This window comes from Microbacterium testaceum (assembly GCF_001476655.1).
Lineage (GTDB): Bacteria > Actinomycetota > Actinomycetes > Actinomycetales > Microbacteriaceae > Microbacterium > Microbacterium testaceum_C.
Window position 1 is genome coordinate 1 of sequence record NZ_LDRT01000039.1, and the last position, 20,498, is coordinate 20,498.

Below are 20,498 nucleotides of genomic sequence, written 5' to 3' on the forward strand. Positions count from 1 at the left end.
CACCCGCCCGCCCGTCAAGGTGTGGCGCGATGTCGGTGGTTCGCGCGACGATGGCGCGATGAGCACGAGCAGCAGATGGTCCGTCCCCCCGTCCACCGCGCTGGGCGTCGAGCCGGGGTTCCGCCTCGCCGACCTCGATACGCGAGCGACCCCCGGCTACGACGGGAAGAAGGCCGACGGTCAAGAGGATCTCGAGGCCGGGATCGCTCCGCTGTCCGGGCTGCAGGAGCGTCTGTTCGCCCAGAGCGTCGCCGGTACCGCGACCGGATCCGTGCTGCTCGTCCTCCAGGCGATGGACACCGCGGGCAAGGGCGGCATCGTGCGTCACGTCGTCGGCGCCGTGGACCCGCAGGGCGTCGAGCTGGCGTCGTTCAAGAAGCCGACCGCCGAGGAGCTCTCGCACGACTTCCTCTGGCGTATCCGCAAGCGCCTTCCGGATGCCGGTCGGATCGGCGTCTTCGACCGTTCGCACTACGAGGACGTGCTGATCGGTCGTGTCCGCGAGCTCGCCCCCGCGGACGAGATCGAACGTCGATACGGCGCGATCGTGGGATTCGAGGCCGAGGCGGCGGATCTCGGCATCCGGGTCGTGAAGGTCATGCTCCACATCTCGAAGGATGAGCAGCGGGCTCGCCTGGCGGAGCGACTCGAGCGGCCCGACAAGCACTGGAAGTACAACCCCTCCGACGTCGACGAGCGTGAGCTCTGGGACGATTACATGGAGGCCTACCAGGTCGTCATCGAGCGCACGTCGACGCCGCTCGCGCCGTGGCACGTCATCCCCGCCGACCGCAAGTGGTACGCGCGCCTCGCCGTCCAACGCCTGCTCATCGACGCTCTGACCGACATCGATCCCCGGTGGCCGTCCGCCGATTACGACGTCGAAGAGGAGAAGCGCCGCCTCGCCGCGTCGTAGCGCCGCCGGGGGAGCAGTCGTGACACCGCCCGATTCAGGCCAGCGCGTCGACGATCGGACGGAACTTCACGCGGGTCTCGAGCAGCTCCGACTCGGGCACGCTGTCGGCCACGATCCCCGCTCCCGCGTAGGCGGTGATCGGCGCCGTCGGCGACGAGGGTTCGGCGCGATCGATCTGTGCGCACCGCAGCGCGATCGCCCACTCGCCGTCTCCCGAGGCGCCGATCCAGCCGACGGCACCCGCGTACCGCCCGCGATCGAAGGGTTCGAGACGGCGGATGACCTCGATCGCGACGTCGGTCGGCGTGCCGGCGACGGCCGCGGTCGGGTGCAGCACTCCCACGAGATCGAGCGACGAGGCCGCTTCGCTCAGCACGCCCTCGACATCCGTCGCCAGGTGCCACACGTTGGGGAGCTTGAGGGTGAACGGCTGTTCGGCCGCCGCGAGCGCCGAGGTGTGCGGGCGGAGCGCCGTCAGCACGCTCTGCACCGCGAACCGGTGCTCCTCTTGATCCTTGGTGCTCTCGGACAGGCCGAGGGATGCCGCCGCGTCGCTGTCGGCGTCGGCCCCGCGGGCCACGGTCCCGGCGAGGACGCGCGCGGTCACCGTCCCGCCCGACACCGTCACGAGCGTCTCGGGGCTCGCGCCGATCAGCCCGTCCACCGCGAAGATCCAGCAGTCCGGGTAGCCCTCGTGCAGCGATCGCACGAGACGGCGGAGGTCGGACCCGGCGGGGATGGTGCCGGTGATGTCGCGCGCGAGGACGACCTTGCCGACTTCTCCCGCCTGGATCGCTTCGACGCCGCGGCGAACGGCATCCTGATACGCCTCGGCGGTCTGCCGGCCGGGGCCGAGGCTCGCCGACCAGTGCGGCCCGAAGGGGGAGCGCGGGGGCAGCTCGGGCTCGGGCTCGTCGGGGGTGTCGTCGAACGCGAGGCGGGTGACCCACGCGCGCCCGCTGTGGCGGCCGACGATCGTTCCGGGAACGCGGAGGACGCTCTCGCGTTCCGAGCGGGGATCGAACACGAAGGACCCGAAGGCCACCAGGCCCGTGCCCGGAAGCTGCACGGGATCATCGATCTCGGCGGCCGCGGCGATGGCGCGCCACCGGCCGGCGACGCTCGCGTCACCCGGGCGGGCCCCGCGGTAGCGAAGCGTCAAGAGGTCGCCGAACGCGGCGAGCGACTCTCCGCGACGGCTCCAGAAGAGCGGGTCGTAGGGGGTGGTGTACGCGAGCACATCGTCCATCGGGGAGAGCTCGCGCGTCACCACGCGCAGGCGCGGCACGGCGTCATCCGCGGGTTGGGTCACGTCTTCGAGCGTAGACCCGGTCTCGGCGGGGGTCTCGGCATCGCTTCGCCGTCGACATAACGCGGGAGATCTGCGGGCTCGGCCGGTCGTGTTCGCGGAGGACCGCGGGCCGCGGGTGGAGAATCCCGCGTCGTGTCGTGGCCGCGCGGGCCGTGGAATGCGCCCGCCGTCGGCAGCCCGTTTTAGACTCGCGACATGTCCTCCCGACCCGCTCCCGGCACGCGCCTGATGTTCCGCTGGCAGAAGTGGGACGGCTCGCCGCACTGGGTGCAGGACAGCGTGTACCTCGGCTCCGACGACTGGGGCGACTGGTTCGGCCAGCAGGTGGGGTGGCGCAGCGCCCGTCCGGGGGCGGAGTTCGTCTGCCGCCAGCCCAATGTCACACTCGTTCCCGCGAGCGGCGACTGGGCGTTCACCCACAACGCGGCCCCGCACCCCGTGGCCGTGTACATCGACCTCGCGTGGGACATCCGGTGGACCGACAAGGGGGTTCCGCTCGGCATCGACATGGACCTCGACGTGGTGCGCCGCACCGACGGACGCGGCACGTGGATCGACGACCGCGACGAGTGGGACGATCATCGCGTGCGCTACGGCTACCCGGCCGACATCGTCGCGCATCTCGAGGCCACCGCCCTCGATCTCGAACACCGCGTGCGCGAGGGCATCGCCCCGTTCTCAGATGCCGTGACCGGCCCCTGGCTCGCACGTCTCGCCGAGCTGGCAACCCCCGACGACGCGGCGCCCACGCCCGCCTAGACTCGACGGGTGAGCAGCGACCCCAACCGCGCAGACCTCGGTAAAGACCCGCAGCGTGTCAGCGGGATGTTCGACCAGGTCGCGCCGGCCTACGACCGCACCAACACGGTGCTGAGCCTCGGCAACGACCGCTTCTGGCGCGCCGCGACCCTGCGGGCGGTCGCTCCGAAGCGCGGCGAGCGCATCCTCGATCTGGCCGCGGGGACGGGCACCTCCTCGATGGCGTTCGTGCCCAGCGGCGCACACGTCGTCGCGGCGGACTTCTCGAAGGGGATGATCGCGGAAGGGCGACGTCGTCACGGAAACGTCCCGAACCTCGAGTTCGTGCAGGCGGATGCCACGGATCTGCCGTTCGAGGACGGCGAGTTCGACGCCGTCACGATGTCGTTCGGGCTGCGCAACGTCAACGACCCGCGGCGGGCGCTGCGGGAGCTGCGCCGCGTGACCCGCCCCGGCGGCCGGATCGTGGTGTGCGAGTTCTCGCACCCGCCGTCTCGCGCCTTCAACGGGCTCTACCGCTTCTACAACAACCGGGTCCTACCGCTCGCGGCGCGCGCCGTCAGCTCCAACGCTGATGCGTACGACTACCTCAACGAGTCCATTCGCGACTGGCCGGACCAGCCGACACTGGCGAGCTGGATGCGAGACGCGGGATGGGATGCCGTGGCCTACCGCAACCTGTCGTTCGGCATCGTCGCTCTGCACCGCGGCATCCGTCCCGCGGGATGAGCGTGTCGCGATCGGTCCCGCTCTGCGCAGGCCTGTCAACCGTCGAGATAGCCGAGGGACGGCGCGACCGCGCCAGGATAGGCTGAAACCGTGACCCCGAGACTGCCCGCGGCCAGCACCCGCCTGTCGGGCAAGCTGGGCCTGAGTGACCGCATCTTCGCCGGCCTGCGCTCGCGCACCCTGCTGTCGACCGTCGAGGCGGGTCTCGGCCGTGTCGAAAGCACCCTTGAGGAAGAGGTCCGCAGCGCCGATCGGCTGGCCGACGTCACCGCCCGTTATCTCTACGAGGCGGGTGGCAAGCGCGTGCGCCCGATGCTGGCGATCCTCACCGCCCAACTCGGGCGCGGAACCACGCCCGAGGTCATCGAGGTCGCGACCGCTCTCGAGCTCACGCATCTCGGTTCGCTCTACCACGACGACGTCATGGACGGTGCCGACAAGCGCCGCGGTGTGCCCAGCGCGCAGACGGTGTGGGGCAACAACATCGCCATCCTCACGGGGGACCTGCTGTTCTCCCGCGCGAGCCAGTTGATGGCCCGGCGCGGAGAGCGGGCCATCCAACTGCAGGCCGACACTTTCGAGCGCCTCGTTCTGGGGCAGATGCACGAGACGGTCGGCCCGCAGGAGGGCGATGAGCCCGTCGAGTTCTACCTGCGCGTGCTCGCTGACAAGACGGGCTCGCTCATCGCCGCGGCCGCACAGTGCGGTGTCATCTACTCCGGTGCCCCCGAAGAGTTCGAGCAGCCCATGGTCGTCTTCGGTGAGAAGGCGGGTGTCGCCTTCCAACTGCTCGACGACGTGATCGATCTCTCCCCCGACGCCTCCGAGACCGGGAAGGTGCCCGGCACCGACCTGCGGGCGGGCGTTCCGACGATGCCGTACCTGCTGCTCGGGCATCGCACGGACGCGGCGTCCGCCGATCTGCGCGCCCGCATCGACGAGGGCCAGGAGCGCATCGCCGCCGGTGCCGACCCCGCGATCCTCGACGCCCCGCTCGCCGAGCTGCGCGATCACGACACCACGCACGAGACGCTCCGCCTCGCGCACCAGTGGTCGCAAGAGGCGATCGACGCCCTCGCGCCGCTGCCCGACGGCGCCGTACGCGAGGCGCTGACGCGCTTCGCGCGCGCGGTCGCCGATCGCTCCGCGTGACCTTTTCCCCCCACCCCCCGATCCCGATCGAGAGGAACCCATGACGAAGCTGCGCCTCGCCATCGTCGGAGCCGGCCCCGCCGGCATCTACGCCGCCGACATCCTGCTGAAAGCCGAGCGTCAGTTCGACGTCTCCATCGACCTCTTCGAGCAGCTCCCCGCGCCCTACGGCCTGGTCCGCTACGGCGTGGCGCCCGACCACCCGCGCATCAAGGGCGTCATCACGGCCCTGCGCGAGGTGCTCGACCGCGGCGACATCCGCATCTTCGGCAACGTCCGCTTCGGCGAGGACATCACCCTCGACGACCTCAAGAAGCACTACAACGCCGTCATCTTCTCGACCGGCGCGATCCGCGACGCCGATCTCGACATCCCCGGTATCGACGCGGAGGGCTCCTACGGCGCCGCCGACTTCGTCAGCTGGTTCGACGGCCACCCCGACGTGCCGCGCACGTGGCCGCTCGAGGCCGAGTCGGTCGCGGTGATCGGCAACGGCAACGTGGCCCTCGACATCACGCGCATGCTCGCCAAGCACGCCGACGACCTGCTGCCCACCGAGGTTCCCGACAACGTGTACCAGGGCCTGAAGGCCTCGCCCGTCACGGACGTGCACGTCTTCGGCCGCCGCGGCCCCGCGCAGGTGAAGTTCACCCCGCTCGAACTGCGCGAGCTCGGTGAGCTGCGCGACGTCGACATGGTCGTCTACGACGAGGACTTCGACTACGACGAGGCCTCGAAGGCCGCGATCGAGACCAACAAGCAGGTCAAGGTCATCGACCGCGTCCTGCAGGAGTGGCGCACGCGCCCGGGCGTCAACAACGCCGGGGGAGAGGCTTCGCGCCGCCTCCACCTGCACTTCTGGGCCAAGCCGCTCGAGGTCGTGAAGGACGCCGACGGTCGCGTCGCCGCCCTGCGGTACGAGCGCACGAAGCCCGACGCCGAGGGCGGGGTCGTCGGCACCGGCGAGATCCGCGAGGTTCCGATCCAGTCGATCTACCGCGCCGTCGGCTACTTCGGGTCACCCCTGAAGGACATCCCCTTCGACGAGCGCCACGGCGTGATCCCCAACCACGAGGGCCAGGTCCTCGCGGCCGACTCGAACGAGCGGATCCCGGGCATCTACGCCACCGGGTGGATCAAGCGCGGCCCTGTCGGCCTCATCGGACACACGAAGTCGGATGCCATGGAGACGGTGCGCCACGTCATCAACGACCAGAGCGAGTGGTGGCAGCCCGAGCACCCCGAGGAGGAGGCCATCCCGGCCCTTCTCGCGGAGCGCGGTGTGCGCTGGACCGACCTCGACGGCTGGCACCGCCTCGACGAGCACGAGATGGCCCTCGGCGCCCCGCACGAGCGTGCGCGCATCAAGGTCGTCCCCCGCGACGAGATGATCGCGATCTCGCGCGGGGAGTGACCCGCGTCTCGAAGAGCCGCCCCGTCGTCGCGACGTGGGCGGCTCTTCGGCGTCCGGGCTCAGCCGCGCCGGCGCGCCCGCCGGAGTGCGCGAACGCCGACTCTTCACGCCGCCGAGGCGGCTCCGCGCGAATATCATCCGCCCCTCGCGGGGGCAAGCCTGAGGCTGTGGAATTCCTTCGCTCGGCAGGATGGACCCACGACGAGGGGCCGTGAGGTCCCCGCACCGAGGCGAGGGGGCCGGATGCGACACCTGAGACGGATCGTGGCCGGAGTCTCGGCGCTGGCCCTGGCGGGCACGCTCGGCGCCTGCTCCGCGGACGACGGAGTGCCGACGCTCACCTGGTACATCAACCCCGATGACGGCGGTCAGGCCGAGATCGCGGCATCCTGCACCGAAGCCGCTGACGGGGCGTACCGTATCGAGACCTCGCTGCTCCCGCGCGACGCGGCCTCGCAGCGCGAGCAGCTCGCCCGGCGGCTCGCGGCGAGCGACCGGTCGCTCGACATCATGAGCCTCGACCCGCCGTTCATCCCCGAGCTCGCCGAGCCCGGATTCCTCGCCCCCGTGCCCGACGACCTGCAGAACACCGACGGCATCGTCGAGGGCGCGGTGCAGTCGGCCAGCTGGAACGGCGAGCTGGTGACCGTGCCCTTCTGGGCCAACACGCAGCTGCTCTGGTACCGCAAGTCGGTCGCCGAGGCGGCGGGCCTGGACATGACGCAGCCCGTGACCTGGGACCAGATCATCCAAGCCGCTCAGGACCAGAACAAGCAGCTCGGTGTGCAGGGTGCCCTCGCCGAGTCGCTCACGGTCTGGATCAACGCCCTCGTCGCGTCGGGCGGCGGGAAGATCCTCGAGGATCCCGAGGCCAAGCCCGACGAGATGCAGCTGGGCCTCGAGTCTGACGCGGGCAAGAAGGCGGCCGAGATCATCGGGCGCATCGGCTCCTCGGGGCTCGGCGGCCCGGGTCTTCCGACCGCCGACGAGAACGCGAGCATGAACCTGTTCCAGGGGGACAACGGCTCGTTCATGGTCAACTGGCCCTTCGTCTACCCGGCGATGCAGGGCGCGGCCCCCGACGTCGTGGACGACCTCGGTTGGGCGGTGTATCCCCGAGTGGATGCCGGGACCCCGGCCGCTCCTCCCGTGGGAGGCATCAACCTCGGCGTCGGCGCGTACAGCGAGCACACCGACCTCGCCTGGCAGGCCGTGGCGTGCATCGTCAGCCCCGAGAACCAGGCGCAGTACTTCGTCACCAACGGCAACCCGCCCTCGAACCTCGCCGCGTACGACGACGCCGAGGTGAAAGAGAAGTTCCCGATGGCCGATACCATCGCGGAGTCCTTGCAGCTGGGTGCGCCGCGTCCGCAGACGCCGTACTACAACGAGATCTCCATCGGACTGCAGCGCACGTGGCATCCGCCGAACGCGGTGAACCCGGATTCGACGCCGCAGTCCTCGACCGACTTCATCCTCGCGGTGCTCAGAGGGGAGCGACTGCTGTGACCGACACGATCACCCGCGCCACGGGGCGCGCCGAGCCGGCGGCCCCTTCGATGAAGAAGCGCCGTTCCGACCGAGCTCGTGCGGAGGCCCGCCTGGGGTGGATGCTCGCCGGCCCCGCCTTCGGCATCATGCTCCTGGTCACGCTGTACCCAATCGTGCAGGCGATCTGGGACTCGCTGTTCAGCCTGCGGCTCACCGCCCCCGACGATCGCGAGTTCATCTGGTTCCGCAACTACCAGGTGATCCTCGGCGATCCCGCCTTCTGGCAGTCGATGGGCGTGACGCTGTTCATCACCGTCGTCACGGTGCTGCTCGAGCTCATCATCGGCTTCGCCTTCGCGCTCGTGATGCACCGCGCGATCAAGAAGCTGCGCGGCTTCGCCCGCACGGCGATCCTGGTGCCGTACGGCATCATCACCGTCGTCTCGGCCTTCGCGTTCTTCTACGCCTTCGACATCAACTCCGGCGGCTACGTCAACAGCTGGCTGGCGTGGATCCCGGGGTTCGACGAGAACCTGAACTGGTTCGCGTACCAGGGCACCTCGCTCACCGTCATCATCCTCAGCGAGGTCTGGAAGACGACGCCGTTCATCTCCCTGCTGCTGCTGTCGGGTCTCGCGCAGGTGCCGGGAGACCTCGAGGAGGCCGCCAAGGTCGACGGGGCGACGTCGTGGGAGGTGCTGCGCCGCGTCATCCTGCCCAACATGAAGGCCGCGATCATGGTCGCCGTTTTGTTCCGCACCCTCGAGGCGTTCCGCATCTTCGACAACATCTTCATCATGACCGCGGGGGCCAACGACACCGAGGCGCTGTCGCTGCTGGCCTACAACACCTCGATCGGTCGGCTCGAGATCGGTCTCGGCTCGGCCATCTCGGTGCTGCTGTTCCTCAGCGTCCTGATCATCGCGGGCATCTTCATCAAGGGCTTCAAAGTGGACCTGTCGGCGGGGAAGAACTCATGAGGGGCATCGCCATGACGACGAGATCCGGCATCCGTTGTGAAGGGACGTGTTCCTGATGCGCGCAATGACCTGGCCCCAGCGGATCATGTGGCTCGTGATCATCGCGGCCGTGCTCGTGTGGTCGCTGTTCCCGGTGTTCTCGATCCTCATGACCTCGTTCAAGACGCAGGCGGGGCTCTTCTCGGGCACGCTCCTCCCGCAGGAGTGGACGCTCGACAATTACGCCACGATCCTCGCCCCGGGCGGCAGCGCGCAGGACCTCTTCCTGCCGGCGCTGCGCAACTCGATCGGCATCTCCCTCATCGCGACCTTCGTCGCGGTGGTGCTCGCGACCCTCTGCGCCTACGCGATCGCGCGCCTCGACTTCCCCGGAAAGCGCATCATCCTCACCACGGCGCTCGCGGTGTCGGTCTTCCCGATCGTGTCGATCGTGACGCCGCTGTTCAACCTGTGGCGCGTCGTCGGGCTGTACGACACGTGGCTCGGCCTGATCATCCCGTACCTCTCGCTCACGCTGCCGATCTCGATCTGGACGCTCGCGGCCTTCTTCCGCCAGATCCCGTGGGAGCTCGAGCAGGCCGCACAGGTCGACGGAGCGACCCCGTTCGAGGCCTTCCGCAAGACGGTCGTCCCCCTCGCCGCCCCCGGGGTGTTCACCACCGCGATCATCGCGTTCTTCATCGCGTGGAACGACTTCGTCTACGGCATCTCGCTGACGTCGACGGATGCCGCCCGCCCGGTGCCCGCGGCCCTGTCGTTCTTCACCGGGGCCTCCCAGTTCGAAGAACCCACCGGCGCCATCTCGGCCGCCGCCATCGTGGTGACGATCCCCATCGTGATCGTCGTCGTCATCTTCCAGCGCCGGATCGTGTCCGGACTCACGCAGGGCGCCGTCAAGGGATAGAGGAGAGAGTCATGGCATCCATCACCCTCAACAGAATCGTCAAGACCTACGACGACGGTTTCACCGCGGTCAAGGGCGTCGACCTCGACATCGCCGACGGCGAATTCGTGATCCTCGTCGGACCCTCGGGCTGCGGCAAGTCGACGCTGCTGCGCATGATCGTGGGCCTCGAGGACATCTCCGACGGCGAGCTGAGGATCGCCGACGAGGTCGTCAACGACAAGGCGCCGAAGGACCGCAACCTCGCGATGGTCTTCCAGAACTACGCGCTGTACCCGCACCTGACGGTGTACGAGAACATCGCGTTCCCGATGCGGCTCAAGTCGAGCGACCTCGACGACAAGGAGATCGACGAGCGCGTGCGCCGGGCGTCGAAACTGCTCGAGCTCGACGAGCACCTCGAGCGCAAGCCCGCGAACCTCTCGGGCGGTCAGCGGCAGCGCGTCGCGATGGGCCGCGCGATCGTGCGAAACGCCAGCGCGTTCCTCTTCGACGAGCCGCTGTCGAACCTCGACGCGAAGCTGCGCGGACAGATGCGCACCGAGATCGCGCGCCTGCAGCGCTCGCTCGGCATCACCACCGTCTACGTCACGCACGACCAGACCGAGGCCATGACGCTCGGCGACCGCGTCGCGGTGCTGCGCCGCGGCGAGCTGCAGCAGGTCGCGAGCCCTCGCGGGCTCTATGACCAGCCGGTGAACCTCTTCGTCGCGGGCTTCATCGGCTCGCCCCCGATGAACTTCCTCAGCGGAACCGTCGACGGCGACGTGCTGCGCCTGCCGATCGCCGACGTGCCGCTCGACGATCGCCTCCGCGCAGCGGTCGAGGGCCGTGACCTCGTGATCGTGGGCGTGCGCCCCGACGCCTTCGAAGACGCGGATGCCACCGAGCGCGACCTCGAGGGAGGGGTCACCGCCGAGCTCGACATCGAGATGACCGAGTGGCTCGGCGAGGTGCTCTACGCCTACGTGCCGTACGAGACCGACGCCACGGTGAAGGACAAGCTGTCGGAACTCGACCGCGACCTCGACGGCGAGAGCCTGCGCACCGAACTCGTGGTGGCTCTGGATGCCATGAGCTTGATCCGCGCGGGGGATGCCGCGCGCCTGTGGTTCTCGCCCGACTCGCTGCACCTGTTCGACCCGGAGACGGGCGTGAACCTCACGCGCGACGAGGCGAAGGCCGAGAAGCTCGAGGAGGACGCCCGCGCCGCGCGGAAGCGCGCGCTGGAGCGGGCGAAGGAACGGGCGGCGCGCGAGGACGCCGTGCGCTGACGGCTTTCTGTGGGCTCCGTGCCGGGCTCCGGAACGTTCGGGCAGGATCCGCGCCGCGGGCGGTGGTAGGGGTCGTGTCCGCGGGTAGTTCCGGATCGCGGCACCCGCCCGCCCGTCCGCGCGGGCCGCACCGCCGGGCGGGCGGCGCCCACGTCCCCGCCGTAGGCTGGGCCGATGGGGGAGTGGAATCCGGACATCCTCGGCGACGGGTTCGAGCGGCTGACGCTGGAGCTGGACCCGGATGCCGAGGGCGAGGTCGTCGCGACTCTGGTGCGCGCGCGGCCGCACCCCGGCGCCCGACTCTTCGGAGACCTCAGGCACACAGACGTCCTCTACGTGCACGGGTGGTCGGACTACTTCTTCCAGACCGACCTCGCGCGTTTTTTCACCGAGCGCGGGGCGCGTTTCTACGCCCTCGACCTGCGCCAGTACGGGCGGAGCCTGCGTCCGGGCCGGGCTCCCGGGTACGTCGCCTCCCTCGACGTGTACGACGCTGACATCGCCGCGGCCCTGGATTCCATGGGCACCGCCCGCGAAGGACGCCGCCTCGTGCTGTTCGGACACAGCACGGGCGGTCTGACGCTGACACTGTGGGCGGCGCGGCATCCCGGGGTGGCCGCCGCTCTCGTGCTGAACAGCCCGTGGCTGGAGCTGCAGCTCGGGCCGCTCGGCCGCCAGGCGCTCGCCCCGCTCGTGAACGCCCGCGCGCGCTGGGATCCGCTCGGCACACACCCGGTCGTCGACCTCGGGTTCTACACCCGCGCGCAGCGGGAGGTCGGAACGCTGCCCGAGAGCCCCGCGGGGTGGCGGCCGGCGCAGGGTTTCCCGACGCATCCGGGCTGGCTCGCCGCCGTGATCGCGGGCCACGCCCGGGTGGCATCCGGGCTCGACGTCGGATGCCCCGCCCTCGTGCTGCTCTCGGCGCGATCGACCGTGACGCTCACCTGGAACGACGCGATGCGCGAGACCGACTCGGTGCTGGTCGTCGACGACATCGCCCGGGCGGCGACCCGCATCGCCCGCACCGTCACGATCTCGCGCATCGAGGGGGCCCTTCACGACGTGTTCCTGTCGGCACCCGAGGCGAGGGATGCCGCGTACGCTGCGCTCGGGGACGGGATGCGAGGGCTAGCGTAGAACGCGATCGAAGGAGCCCCATGACCCTCACCGCCTCCGCCACCGAGCGCTATCGCGCCGCCCGCGACGAGCTCCTCGCCGCGCGCACGGATCCCGACCGCGCGGCGGCGTTCTCGTGGCCGCGGTTCGATGGGCCGTTCAACTGGGCGATCGACTGGTTCGACCCGATGGCGCGCGGAAACGACGCTCCCGCCCTGATCGTCGTGGACGACGACGGCACCCACCACCAGCGCACGTTCGACGAACTCGCACGCCGCTCCGACCAGGTCGCCGCGTGGTTGGCATCCCGGGGCGTCCGCCGCGGGGACGCGGTGCTGCTCATGCTCGGCAACCAGGTCGAGCTGTGGGAGGCGATGCTCGCCATCATGAAGCTCGGCAGCGTGATCGCCCCGACCACGACCGCTCTCGGCGCGGGCGACCTCGCCGACCGGATCGAGAGGGCCGAGATCCGGCACGTCATCGTCGGGGCGTCGGATGCCGAGAAGTTCGACGATCTGCCCGAGGGGCTCGGCCGCATCGTCGTGGGCGGTCGGCATCCGGGATGGGCCGCGTATGAGGACGCGTTCCTCGCCGAGGCGGCTCCCGCACGGCATCCGGGGACCGTCGCCGACGACCGCCTGCTCCTCTACTTCACCTCGGGGACCACGTCGAAGCCGAAGCTCGTGGAGCACACGCACGCGTCGTACCCCGTCGGGCACTTCACGACGATGTACTGGTTGGGCCTGCAGCCCGGCGACGTGCACCTCGCCATCAGTTCGCCGGGGTGGGCGAAGCACGCGTGGAGCCTCTTCTTCGCGCCGTGGATCGCCGGGGCCACCGTGCTCGCCCTCAACTACTCGCGCTTCTCGGCCGAGCGTCTGCTCGACGAGCTCGAGCGCGACCGGGTCACGACGTTCTGCGCTCCGCCGACCGTGTGGCGCATGCTGATCCAGGCAGACCTCACCGGGCGGCGGGGAGCACTGCGCGAGGTCGTCTCGGCGGGGGAGCCGCTCAACCCGGAGGTCATCGCGACCGTGCAGCGCGCGTGGGGCCTGGACATCCGCGACGGCTACGGGCAGACCGAGATGACCGCCGTGGTCGCGAACACCCCGGGCGCCCCGCTCGTCCCCGGGTCGATGGGCCGGCCGTTGCCCGGTTGTCCTGTCGTGCTGATCGACCCGGTGACCGGCCAGCCGGCCGACGAGGGCGAGATCTGCCTCGACCTGTCGGAGCGACCGCTCAACCTCATGACCGGCTACGTGGGCGACCCGGAGCGTAACGACGAGTCGACGGCGAACGGTCTCTTCCACACGGGCGATGTGGCGCGCCGCGACGATCTCGGCACGATCACCTACATCGGCCGCACCGACGACGTGTTCAAGTCCTCGGACTACAAGATCAGCCCGTTCGAACTCGAGAGCGTGCTCATCGAGCACCCCGCCGTCGTCGAGGCGGCCGTGGTTCCCGCCCCCGACGACCTGCGCCTGTCCGTGCCCAAGGCGTACATCGTCCTGGCATCCGGATTCGATCCGGGCGACGACGTCGCGATCGACATCCTCCGCTACGCGCGGGAGAAGCTCGCGCCGTTCCAGCGGCTGCGCCGCGTCGAGTTCCTCGAGCTCCCCAAGACGATCTCGGGCAAGATCCGCCGCGTCGAGCTGCGGCAGCGCGAGGAGGCCGCCGCGCGCGGAGAGATCACGGTCGTCGAGTGGCGCGACGACGCGTTGCGGGGGTGAGTCGCCGCGTCGGGATCGTCGCGGCATCGCTCGTCGTGGTCGCCGCGGCCATCGTCGCGGCGATGACCCTCCCGAGCGGGGGGACGGATGCCACGCCCACCGCTTCGGCGAGCTCGGCGTCGCCGACGCGCACGGCGACACCGTCGCGCACGCCGACGCGGAGCCCGTCGCCGACGGCAACGCCCACGCCCACGCCGACGACGCCGGGGCTGCTCCGGATTCCGCGCGACGCGGCGGGGAACGCGCGCGTGCTCATCACCGGTGACTCGCTCGCGGCCGGGTTCTTCGCCTCCACCGCAGCGCAGGGGTTCTCCGCTCTCGTCACCGGCGCCCTGGGCCCCGTCACACCGACGACGGTGTCCCGCGCGCACGAGACGCTCTCCACGGTCGCGGGTGTCACCGAGGTCCCCGCCGACCTGGATCTCGCGGTGATCGAATTGGGGACCAACGACGTCGGCATCCCCACCCCGCTCGCCGATTTCGAGGCGCAGTACGCCGATCTCGTGGGGCGCATCCGCACCTCGTCACCCGACGCCGCCGTGGTGTGCGCCGGTACCTGGACGGTCGACGGCGCCGCGTACGACGAGATCATCGCGGGGGTCTGCACCGCGAACGCGGGACGATACGTTTCACTCGCCGACCTCTTCGCCACGCCGGAGTTCCACGGGCCGGCCGGCCGCGACACCTTCGTCGGTGTGGGCGACGATTTCCATCCCAACGACGCGGGACACCGCGCGATCGCCGACGCCGTCCTGGCGGTGCTCGCGCGGTGACGGTTGCGTTCTCCCACTCGGATGCCGAGAATCACGGGGTGAGCGAGATCCTGGATGCCGGCCCCTTCTTCCACGGCACGAAAGCCGCCCTGCGGGTCGGCGATCTCCTGACCCCGGGCTTCCGGTCGAACTATCGGCCCGAGATCGTGATGAACCACGTGTACTTCACCTCGCGCTTGGACGGAGCGGGCTTGGCAGCCGAGATCATCCCGGGTGACGGCCCTCCTCGCGTCTACGAGGTCCAACCGACGGGTGAGTTCGAGGACGACCCCAACGTGACCGACAAGAAGTTCCCGGGTAATCCGACGCGTTCGTTCCGCAGCGCCGCCCCTCTGCGCATCGTCGCGGAACGCGACGACTGGACCCGCCTCACGCCGGAGGCTCTCCACGCCTGGCAGCGGCGGCTCATCGAGATGCGCGACGAGAACGCCGAGATCATCAACTGACCCGGTGGCTCACACCGGCTCGGTCGTGCGGATGAGACCGCAGTTCACACACGACCAGGCGACGAGGAATCGTTCGTCGTCCAGGATCTCGAACGACAGCGGGTCCCCGCACGTCGGGCAGCGGCGGGGGTCGGGAGTGCGCTGACGCATGGCACTCACGCTACGCGCGGTGGCGAAGGGCGGGGTCGATAGGCTCGGGGAATGACGGATGTCCCTCGCCCGGCCGACACGCGGACGCTCCACATCGTGGCGCTGGTGCTGACGGTTCTCTCGGCGGTGGCGTTCTTCACGCTGACCGGCGGCGTGATCGACTACCTGATCATGATCGCGTGCGCGGGTGCCGCGGTGCTCTTCAGTATCCGCGGGGTGCTCCGCGCCGGAACGCTGCGGTGGGTCGTGCTCGCCGGGGGGATCGTGGCGACGCTCCTGCTCGTGACGTCGCTCGGACTGTTCGTCATCCGCGTGACGCGGGTGCTGTCGTCCGACGCCCCGTTATAGGCCCGCTTTCCTTGACGAGGCCATCGCCCGTTCGAGGCCGGTATTGCTTTTCACCTAGGCTGCGAGAAAGTGGGACCGGGAGCATTGGGGGAGTAGTGGGGCGTCGATCGAAGTGGGCCGCTGTCGCCATAGCGGGTTTCATGGTTCTGACAGCTTCTATCTCGACGGGACCCGCCTTGGCGGCATCAACGGCAGAGGTGGTGCAGGAGGACAGCGGGCGCATCACCTACGGCCCGAATGCCTGGCAGGAACTGACGAACCCGAATGATCTCGGTGGCACGAGCCGATTTCGGACAACGCCCGGATGGGCCGAAATACAGTTCATCGGATCGGCGATCGAGTGGATCGGGCGAAAGAGCCCCAGCTCCGGGGTTGCACGCGTGTTGGTCGACGGAGTGGAAACGGAGCGCGTGGACCGCTACGCCACGTCCGATCAGTACCAACAGCAGCTCCTGGGGCCCGCGTCCGATCCCTCGGGATTCGGCACTCACACCCTCAGGATCGAGTGGACCCCAGACCAGAACTCCTCTTCGTCAGCGGTACGAAGTATCCACCTGGACGCGTTCAAGGTCTTGGACTTCTCCGCCCTCGAGGACCAGCCCATCAGCTTGACGAGCCCCACACCGTCGGACACGTACGCGAAACGCTCAGGCGTCACGGTGTCTTGGCCGAAGGCGGACTCGGCCGTGAAGTACCGCCTATATCGGTCATCGTCCGGCCAACCCCGGGCCCTGGTCAGGGTCATCGGTGGATCGAACAACACCACGTGGACTGACTCGGGACTCGAGTTCGGACGGAGCTATCAGTACGACGTGACAGCAGTATCCAAAGACGGAACGGAATCTGAACCGTCATCGCGTGGCGGATACCAACAGCCCTATCTGCAGCCGCGTGCGGCCGACGTCTCGGTTTGTCCGGCGCCGACCGTGACGGTCACGGACACGGCATCTGCGAACGCTGCGATCGCGGCTGCCCAGCCGGGCACGACGATCCGCCTCGCGGACGGCGTCTATGGTCCTCTCGTCGTCACGGACAAACATGGCACCGCGGAGCAGAGGATCTCGATTTGCGGTGCGCGAGATGCCGTCGTCCGTCCCTTCCCCGACACGTCCAACATGGTCGGCGCAATCGGAGTGAAAGTCGAGGGAAGCTCCTTCATCACGTTGAACGGGTTCACGGTTCAGAACGCGCAAAAGGGCGTCGCACTGGCATCCACGAGCGATTCCCGTGTCTACGCCTTGCGAGTAATGAATACGTCGCAGGGTGGCATCTACGCGCAGACCGGATCGAGTGACAACCTGATCGCGGCCAATCAGATCTCGCACACGGGCCTTGATCAGGGAATTCCGGAGCACGGAATCTGGCATCGGGATGGCCGATACGGCGAGGGTATCTATGTCGGCAATTCGCAGGGGAATGACACCTGCGAGCCGAACTGTGCCCCCGATCCGAGCGACCGAAACGTGATCGTCTGGAACACGATCACCGATGTCACTGCCGAGGCGATCGAGGCGAAGGAGCAGTCGACCGGTGGCTTGATCTACAACAACACGGTGACGCTCTCATCGACGCACCATGCTGCGATCTACTCGGCCCTTCAAGTCAAGGGCGACGGCTACCTCGTCTACGGGAACAACATCACCAGCGGGCTGAAGTACGGCATCCGATCGGTCACGACGCAGGTCGGCGACCGCGATTGGGGGTACGACAATGTCTTCGCCTCGAACGCGATCACACTTACCAGTGCAATCGATCCCGCTGAGTACGGATTCTTTCAGAACTACGGCACGGCGAATGCCTTCGGCTGTGACAACACGCTGAGCTCGAGTCCCTCCGTGCCGCTCGTAGCACCGTCTACTGTTTGCGAGCCCTGAGCAGGCAGCCAGGCATCGTTCGCCGAGGGGCATCCCCCCGAAAAGGGGACAGACATCGACCGCTCACCGACGTACGGTTGATCCCTTACCGCTTCGACGACGCAGCGCTCCCCGCACGATTCGACCGTTCAGGAGCACCGATGTCTCGCCCACGCACTGTCACCCACGCGTATCGAATGCCCGGAGGGTGGGAGAAGGTTGACCGGCACGCTCTCACCGCCGACCATGCGGAGGCGCTTCGCGGTGAGGGCTTCACGCTCGTCCGCGCTCGCCGCGGCTGGTCCGATACGCGGGAGATCTCGCTCAGCCTCTTCCTGGCCAAGCACGGCTAGACCGAACGGCTGAGCGCCGCTCACGGAGTCTCACCGAATCGGGCAGTACTCGTCGGCCGCGAGCTGGACGAGCGTCTCATTGGCACCCGCGGGGAGGCCTCCCGTCAGCGCGACGATGCCGCCGCGGTCTGCGCCGGCGGCGAGCTGATCGCACGTGTAGTCGGCCGCCGCCGTGATCCGGTCCGCGCCCACGTCGACGCCGAGTTGCGCGACCGTGAGCCTAATAGCGGTCAGCATGTCCGACGCTCCTGACGTGTCCTCGTCGGGCGCCGCGATCGGGCCGCCGGGAGAGCCTTGGTCCTCGATCGGTTGCCCCTCACTCGGCTCGTCGGTGGGAACGTCGGCCGGTCGATCGACCGGCGCATCGGTCACGGCATCGGCCGACTCCGCCGGGACCGTGTCGCCCGTTCCGCTCTCGCGGGGGGAAGCCGGAGGGGCGGATCCGGACTGCTCGCCGGCGTCCTGCGTGTAGACACACCCGGCCAGCACCAGCAGGAGCGCCAGAGTGCTGGGAAGGAACACGCGTCTCATTCGCTCACCCTACCGACCCGGTTGCCCGCGGCCTACGCCGGGGCGGTGGAACGCCACGACGAGAGCGGCGACCGTCGACCTCTCGGTCTCGATCGCCGCTCTCGTGGACGCGTCGCCGACGTCCGGGGGAGATTCGCGGAGGCTTTACCGGTAGTTCGTGAATCGCACCCTGCGTATTGCAGTGTGCGGGATTTGGTTGCAATATGCCGTTGACCTGCAATTTTCTGATCGGCGGGCGTTGATTGTGTTCGTGCCAGATTGAGTATCTTGCGGACTGCGTGCGGACCGGAGCGGGTGGGCCGAGTGAGGTTCGCTCACGTGTAGCGATTCCGACTCTTGCGCGGAGCAAGCTATACGGTTAGGTCCCCTAAGTGTGGCCAGTCCCGGTTCCCGGGGCGCTGCACTGGGCGGGGAGCCACGATGGAACTTGAGGATCGGTCGAATGGTCGAAGACGCGGAGGAGCGCCGCTCGCAGGCGATTGACGGGGCCACGCGAGCTATCGCCCGTGCGATCGTCGAACTCGTGGAGGCTGCATCGATGCCGCGGGACGACCCGTCACCGACGGTCGTGGTGCCGCCGCGCCGCCCGGACGACGTCCTGACGATGGCGTAGGTCTGCGAGATCACTTCACTCAACCGGAAGACGTTCTACAACATGCGTGGCAACGGTGAGCGTCCGGCGTTCTTCGTTGTGCGCAACCGCCTCCGCTGTTACCGCTCCGATCTCGAAGAGTGGATGTCCGGGAGGTAGGTGAGCAATTCTGCTCAGGTGTAGGCGCCTTGAGTGGATCACGATCTCGCATTCGTGATGCGGCCCTTGGTTACGGTTCGGCATCCTCGGTGCCGATCTGGGGCAGTCCTCGCTATCTTGGGGCGACGCCCGCCCGCTGGGGGACGCGGGCACGCACCGGGAAGAACGATCATGACTGCGCCCACTACCGCCCATGAACCTGCTGTCACGCCGAACAAGCCTGGATTTAAGAGCATCTGGGGCCTGTCATCGCCGCGTGTGCGCTTTGCCGCTGTTGCCGTTGCGCTCGTCGCTCTGCTGGGTGTCGTAGGGACCATCGTCGGTGTGAGTATCGCGGCACAGAACGCCGCGAACTGGGAGGTGCTTCGGGATCGGAGCGCCGAGCAGGCGGCAACGATCTCGCAGCTCGAAGCCGAACGTGATCGGGCCGTGGAAAACCTGGTGCCGCAGACGGAGCTCACAGAGCGTGAACAGAGCGCGGCAGCGGCGGAGAAGTCGGTGGTCGATCGGGAAGCGGCTGTGAAGGCCCGCGAGGATGCGATCGCGGCGAAGGAGCAGTTCGTGCAGAAGACGTCGCTTGGGGACGGGACGTACACGGTAGGTGTGTCCATGGAGCCCGGGACGTATCGGACAGAGAGCACCGGAACGCGCTGCTACTGGGCGATCTACACGTCCGGCACGAACTACGACGACATCGTCCAGAACGACGCGGGATCGACGGGGGTTCTTACCGTTACCGTCGGCGGCGGACAGGACTTCCGGACTCAGCGGTGTGGCACATGGACGAAGGTCGGGTGACTCGGAGCCTCGCGTTCGGAATCGCACGCAGGGAAAGTATTGGCCGGACAAGCCGACGACGCTGTGGCCGAGATCAGCTCACGACACCCTGAGCGCGCAGGTACTGATTCACCTTCTCCCACACCTCGTAGGGGACGTCTCGGCCGGCGGCGTCGCGCACGTCGTCGAGCGTCTTGAGGACCTGGTCCGAGTTTCCGAACCGGTGGGTGCTAAAGGTGACGGCCACTCGCCCAACGTCGGGCACGTCGTAGGTGGTCATACCCCGAGCTTCGATCGAAGGAGCTCGAGCAGGTGGGAGATGTCGCCGACGTTGTCGCTCGCGTAGCGATCGAACCTGCTGCCCTCAAAGCGCACGAGGTCGGGAAGATCCTCAAAGGCTGTTTCCAGGACGAAGGTTTCCGGGCCAGCCGGTCTTGAACGAACCCGTCACGTCGTACCGCATGCTCGCCGCGACCGATAGCGCGGTGATCGACGTGAGGGGCGCCACCCGGACCGGGACTGTTTCGTTGCCGGTCGTGTCCTTCACCGCCGCCACCATCACAGCCCGCTCGGTGATGAGGACGAGACACGCGGAGGTGCCGTCGACGACGGTGCTGCCGAAGATAATGACGTCGTCACCTTTCAGCACCGCCAGGGTGCTGAGCGGGCGCGCGTACCAGCTGTAGAATTCTTCGTCGTCAGGAGTGATGAACAACTCGCTGTCGTCGCTCGA

At 68.6% G+C, this 20,498-nt stretch carries 25 protein-coding genes; 19 read left to right on the top strand and 6 right to left on the bottom strand.

Annotation, left to right across the window (positions count from 1 at the left end; translation table 11 throughout):
- Positions 1-58: 58 nt before the first annotated feature.
- Positions 59-916 (top strand): polyphosphate kinase 2 family protein, encoded by an 858-nt coding sequence (locus NS220_RS06655; RefSeq protein ID WP_058623327.1) that lies wholly within the window; start codon positions 59-61, stop codon positions 914-916.
- Between the two features lie 34 nt (positions 917-950).
- Here the strand turns inward: NS220_RS06655 and NS220_RS06660 are convergent, their stop codons facing one another.
- Positions 951-2,165 carry an isochorismate synthase gene (locus NS220_RS06660; protein ID WP_058623328.1) on the bottom strand — a complete coding sequence of 405 codons (1,215 nt, stop codon included), beginning with the start codon at positions 2,163-2,165 and terminating at the stop codon, positions 951-953.
- A 258-nt stretch (positions 2,166-2,423) separates the two neighbouring features.
- Here NS220_RS06660 and NS220_RS06665 point away from each other — a divergent pair, with 258 nt between their 5' ends.
- The 10 genes from NS220_RS06665 (at position 2,424) to NS220_RS06710 (ending at position 13,783) form a co-directional block, all read left to right on the top strand.
- Complete coding sequence (locus tag NS220_RS06665; RefSeq protein WP_058623304.1) at positions 2,424-2,987, top strand: DUF402 domain-containing protein; 564 nt, start codon at positions 2,424-2,426, stop codon at positions 2,985-2,987.
- A 9-nt stretch (positions 2,988-2,996) separates the two neighbouring features.
- Positions 2,997-3,716 (top strand): demethylmenaquinone methyltransferase, encoded by a 720-nt coding sequence (locus NS220_RS06670; RefSeq protein ID WP_058623305.1) that lies wholly within the window; start codon positions 2,997-2,999, stop codon positions 3,714-3,716.
- Positions 3,717-3,806: 90 nt separating this feature from the next.
- A complete protein-coding gene (locus NS220_RS06675) occupies positions 3,807-4,868 on the top strand; it encodes a polyprenyl synthetase family protein (protein ID WP_058623306.1) in 1,062 nt (353 codons plus the stop codon).
- Between the two features lie 40 nt (positions 4,869-4,908).
- Positions 4,909-6,282, top strand: coding sequence for an FAD-dependent oxidoreductase (locus tag NS220_RS06680; RefSeq protein ID WP_058623307.1), 1,374 nt, complete (start codon positions 4,909-4,911; stop codon positions 6,280-6,282).
- Positions 6,283-6,525: 243 nt separating this feature from the next.
- Entirely contained in the window at positions 6,526-7,791 is a 1,266-nt protein-coding gene (locus tag NS220_RS06685) for a sugar ABC transporter substrate-binding protein (RefSeq protein WP_058623308.1), read from the top strand.
- A gap of 50 nt (positions 7,792-7,841) precedes the next feature.
- Complete coding sequence (locus NS220_RS06690; RefSeq protein WP_058623329.1) at positions 7,842-8,753, top strand: carbohydrate ABC transporter permease; 912 nt, start codon at positions 7,842-7,844, stop codon at positions 8,751-8,753.
- A 55-nt stretch (positions 8,754-8,808) separates the two neighbouring features.
- Entirely contained in the window at positions 8,809-9,657 is an 849-nt protein-coding gene (locus tag NS220_RS06695; protein ID WP_058623330.1) for a carbohydrate ABC transporter permease, read from the top strand.
- An 11-nt stretch (positions 9,658-9,668) separates the two neighbouring features.
- Positions 9,669-10,931 carry an ABC transporter ATP-binding protein gene (locus NS220_RS06700; protein WP_058623309.1) on the top strand — a complete coding sequence of 421 codons (1,263 nt, stop codon included), beginning with the start codon at positions 9,669-9,671 and terminating at the stop codon, positions 10,929-10,931.
- A 174-nt stretch (positions 10,932-11,105) separates the two neighbouring features.
- Positions 11,106-12,068 carry an alpha/beta hydrolase gene (locus NS220_RS06705; protein ID WP_058623310.1) on the top strand — a complete coding sequence of 321 codons (963 nt, stop codon included), beginning with the start codon at positions 11,106-11,108 and terminating at the stop codon, positions 12,066-12,068.
- A 20-nt stretch (positions 12,069-12,088) separates the two neighbouring features.
- Positions 12,089-13,783 carry an AMP-binding protein gene (locus NS220_RS06710; RefSeq protein WP_058623311.1) on the top strand — a complete coding sequence of 565 codons (1,695 nt, stop codon included), beginning with the start codon at positions 12,089-12,091 and terminating at the stop codon, positions 13,781-13,783.
- On the opposite strand, the gene NS220_RS20545 is transcribed toward NS220_RS06710, so the two are convergent.
- Positions 13,743-14,039, bottom strand: coding sequence for a hypothetical protein (locus NS220_RS20545; RefSeq protein WP_242864552.1), 297 nt, complete (start codon positions 14,037-14,039; stop codon positions 13,743-13,745). The two genes, NS220_RS06710 and NS220_RS20545, sit on opposite strands and share 41 nt — an antisense overlap.
- Here NS220_RS20545 and NS220_RS06715 point away from each other — a divergent pair.
- Positions 14,032-14,556: an SGNH/GDSL hydrolase family protein gene (locus tag NS220_RS06715; protein WP_242864553.1), complete on the top strand. Its 525-nt coding sequence runs from the start codon at positions 14,032-14,034 to the stop codon at positions 14,554-14,556. The genes NS220_RS20545 and NS220_RS06715 overlap by 8 nt on opposite strands.
- 38 nt (positions 14,557-14,594) lie before the next feature.
- Complete coding sequence (gene arr / locus NS220_RS06720) at positions 14,595-15,002, top strand: NAD(+)--rifampin ADP-ribosyltransferase (RefSeq protein WP_058623313.1); 408 nt, start codon at positions 14,595-14,597, stop codon at positions 15,000-15,002.
- A gap of 9 nt (positions 15,003-15,011) precedes the next feature.
- On the opposite strand, the gene NS220_RS20030 is transcribed toward arr, so the two are convergent.
- Entirely contained in the window at positions 15,012-15,152 is a 141-nt protein-coding gene (locus NS220_RS20030; RefSeq protein ID WP_167539374.1) for a hypothetical protein, read from the bottom strand.
- Between the two features lie 51 nt (positions 15,153-15,203).
- Between NS220_RS20030 and NS220_RS06725 the strand changes: the two genes are divergently transcribed.
- The 3 genes from NS220_RS06725 (at position 15,204) to NS220_RS19195 (ending at position 17,706) form a co-directional block, all read left to right on the top strand.
- Complete coding sequence (locus NS220_RS06725; RefSeq protein ID WP_058623314.1) at positions 15,204-15,500, top strand: hypothetical protein; 297 nt, start codon at positions 15,204-15,206, stop codon at positions 15,498-15,500.
- A 140-nt stretch (positions 15,501-15,640) separates the two neighbouring features.
- On the top strand, positions 15,641-17,374 hold the full coding sequence (locus tag NS220_RS19190) for a right-handed parallel beta-helix repeat-containing protein (RefSeq protein WP_081323022.1): 1,734 nt from the start codon (positions 15,641-15,643) through the stop codon (positions 17,372-17,374).
- Between the two features lie 140 nt (positions 17,375-17,514).
- Positions 17,515-17,706 carry an alternative tryptophan synthase beta-subunit gene (locus tag NS220_RS19195; RefSeq protein ID WP_081323023.1) on the top strand — a complete coding sequence of 64 codons (192 nt, stop codon included), beginning with the start codon at positions 17,515-17,517 and terminating at the stop codon, positions 17,704-17,706.
- Positions 17,707-17,736: 30 nt separating this feature from the next.
- Here the strand turns inward: NS220_RS19195 and NS220_RS06740 are convergent, their stop codons facing one another.
- Complete coding sequence (locus tag NS220_RS06740; RefSeq protein WP_153004191.1) at positions 17,737-18,237, bottom strand: DUF732 domain-containing protein; 501 nt, start codon at positions 18,235-18,237, stop codon at positions 17,737-17,739.
- 442 nt (positions 18,238-18,679) lie between these two features.
- Between NS220_RS06740 and NS220_RS20035 the strand changes: the two genes are divergently transcribed.
- The 3 genes from NS220_RS20035 (at position 18,680) to NS220_RS06745 (ending at position 19,786) form a co-directional block, all read left to right on the top strand.
- Positions 18,680-18,850, top strand: coding sequence for a hypothetical protein (locus NS220_RS20035; RefSeq protein ID WP_193755296.1), 171 nt, complete (start codon positions 18,680-18,682; stop codon positions 18,848-18,850).
- 9 nt (positions 18,851-18,859) lie between these two features.
- Complete coding sequence (locus NS220_RS20780; RefSeq protein WP_369406713.1) at positions 18,860-18,988, top strand: hypothetical protein; 129 nt, start codon at positions 18,860-18,862, stop codon at positions 18,986-18,988.
- A 171-nt stretch (positions 18,989-19,159) separates the two neighbouring features.
- Positions 19,160-19,786 (top strand): hypothetical protein, encoded by a 627-nt coding sequence (locus tag NS220_RS06745; protein ID WP_153004192.1) that lies wholly within the window; start codon positions 19,160-19,162, stop codon positions 19,784-19,786.
- A gap of 73 nt (positions 19,787-19,859) precedes the next feature.
- Here NS220_RS06745 and NS220_RS06750 read toward each other — a convergent pair whose 3' ends face one another.
- Together NS220_RS06750 and NS220_RS06755 are read right to left on the bottom strand one after the other, a co-directional pair.
- Entirely contained in the window at positions 19,860-20,045 is a 186-nt protein-coding gene (locus tag NS220_RS06750) for a hypothetical protein (RefSeq protein ID WP_058623319.1), read from the bottom strand.
- Between the two features lie 111 nt (positions 20,046-20,156).
- Positions 20,157-20,480 carry a hypothetical protein gene (locus NS220_RS06755; RefSeq protein WP_058623320.1) on the bottom strand — a complete coding sequence of 108 codons (324 nt, stop codon included), beginning with the start codon at positions 20,478-20,480 and terminating at the stop codon, positions 20,157-20,159.
- Positions 20,481-20,498: the final 18 nt, after the last annotated feature.

Excerpts from the sequence above, each read along its gene's own strand:
- NS220_RS06655 (WP_058623327.1), top strand. The coding sequence starts at position 59 with ATGAGCACGAGCAGCAGATGGTCCGTCCCCCCGTCCACCGCGCTGGGC.
- NS220_RS06660 (WP_058623328.1), bottom strand. The coding sequence starts at position 2,165 with ATGGACGATGTGCTCGCGTACACCACCCCCTACGACCCGCTCTTCTGG.
- NS220_RS06665 (WP_058623304.1), top strand. The coding sequence starts at position 2,424 with ATGTCCTCCCGACCCGCTCCCGGCACGCGCCTGATGTTCCGCTGGCAG.
- NS220_RS06680 (WP_058623307.1), top strand. The coding sequence starts at position 4,909 with ATGACGAAGCTGCGCCTCGCCATCGTCGGAGCCGGCCCCGCCGGCATC.
- NS220_RS06685 (WP_058623308.1), top strand. The coding sequence starts at position 6,526 with ATGCGACACCTGAGACGGATCGTGGCCGGAGTCTCGGCGCTGGCCCTG.
- NS220_RS06690 (WP_058623329.1), top strand. The coding sequence starts at position 7,842 with ATGAAGAAGCGCCGTTCCGACCGAGCTCGTGCGGAGGCCCGCCTGGGG.
- NS220_RS06695 (WP_058623330.1), top strand. The coding sequence starts at position 8,809 with ATGCGCGCAATGACCTGGCCCCAGCGGATCATGTGGCTCGTGATCATC.
- NS220_RS06700 (WP_058623309.1), top strand. The coding sequence starts at position 9,669 with ATGGCATCCATCACCCTCAACAGAATCGTCAAGACCTACGACGACGGT.
- NS220_RS06705 (WP_058623310.1), top strand. The coding sequence starts at position 11,106 with ATGGGGGAGTGGAATCCGGACATCCTCGGCGACGGGTTCGAGCGGCTG.
- NS220_RS06710 (WP_058623311.1), top strand. The coding sequence starts at position 12,089 with ATGACCCTCACCGCCTCCGCCACCGAGCGCTATCGCGCCGCCCGCGAC.
- NS220_RS20545 (WP_242864552.1), bottom strand. The coding sequence starts at position 14,039 with ATGAGCACGCGCGCGTTCCCCGCCGCGTCGCGCGGAATCCGGAGCAGC.
- NS220_RS20030 (WP_167539374.1), bottom strand. The coding sequence starts at position 15,152 with ATGCGTCAGCGCACTCCCGACCCCCGCCGCTGCCCGACGTGCGGGGAC.
- NS220_RS06725 (WP_058623314.1), top strand. The coding sequence starts at position 15,204 with ATGACGGATGTCCCTCGCCCGGCCGACACGCGGACGCTCCACATCGTG.
- NS220_RS19190 (WP_081323022.1), top strand. The coding sequence starts at position 15,641 with ATGGTTCTGACAGCTTCTATCTCGACGGGACCCGCCTTGGCGGCATCA.
- NS220_RS19195 (WP_081323023.1), top strand. The coding sequence starts at position 17,515 with ATGTCTCGCCCACGCACTGTCACCCACGCGTATCGAATGCCCGGAGGG.
- NS220_RS06740 (WP_153004191.1), bottom strand. The coding sequence starts at position 18,237 with ATGAGACGCGTGTTCCTTCCCAGCACTCTGGCGCTCCTGCTGGTGCTG.
- NS220_RS20035 (WP_193755296.1), top strand. The coding sequence starts at position 18,680 with ATGGTCGAAGACGCGGAGGAGCGCCGCTCGCAGGCGATTGACGGGGCC.
- NS220_RS06745 (WP_153004192.1), top strand. The coding sequence starts at position 19,160 with ATGACTGCGCCCACTACCGCCCATGAACCTGCTGTCACGCCGAACAAG.
- NS220_RS06750 (WP_058623319.1), bottom strand. The coding sequence starts at position 20,045 with ATGACCACCTACGACGTGCCCGACGTTGGGCGAGTGGCCGTCACCTTT.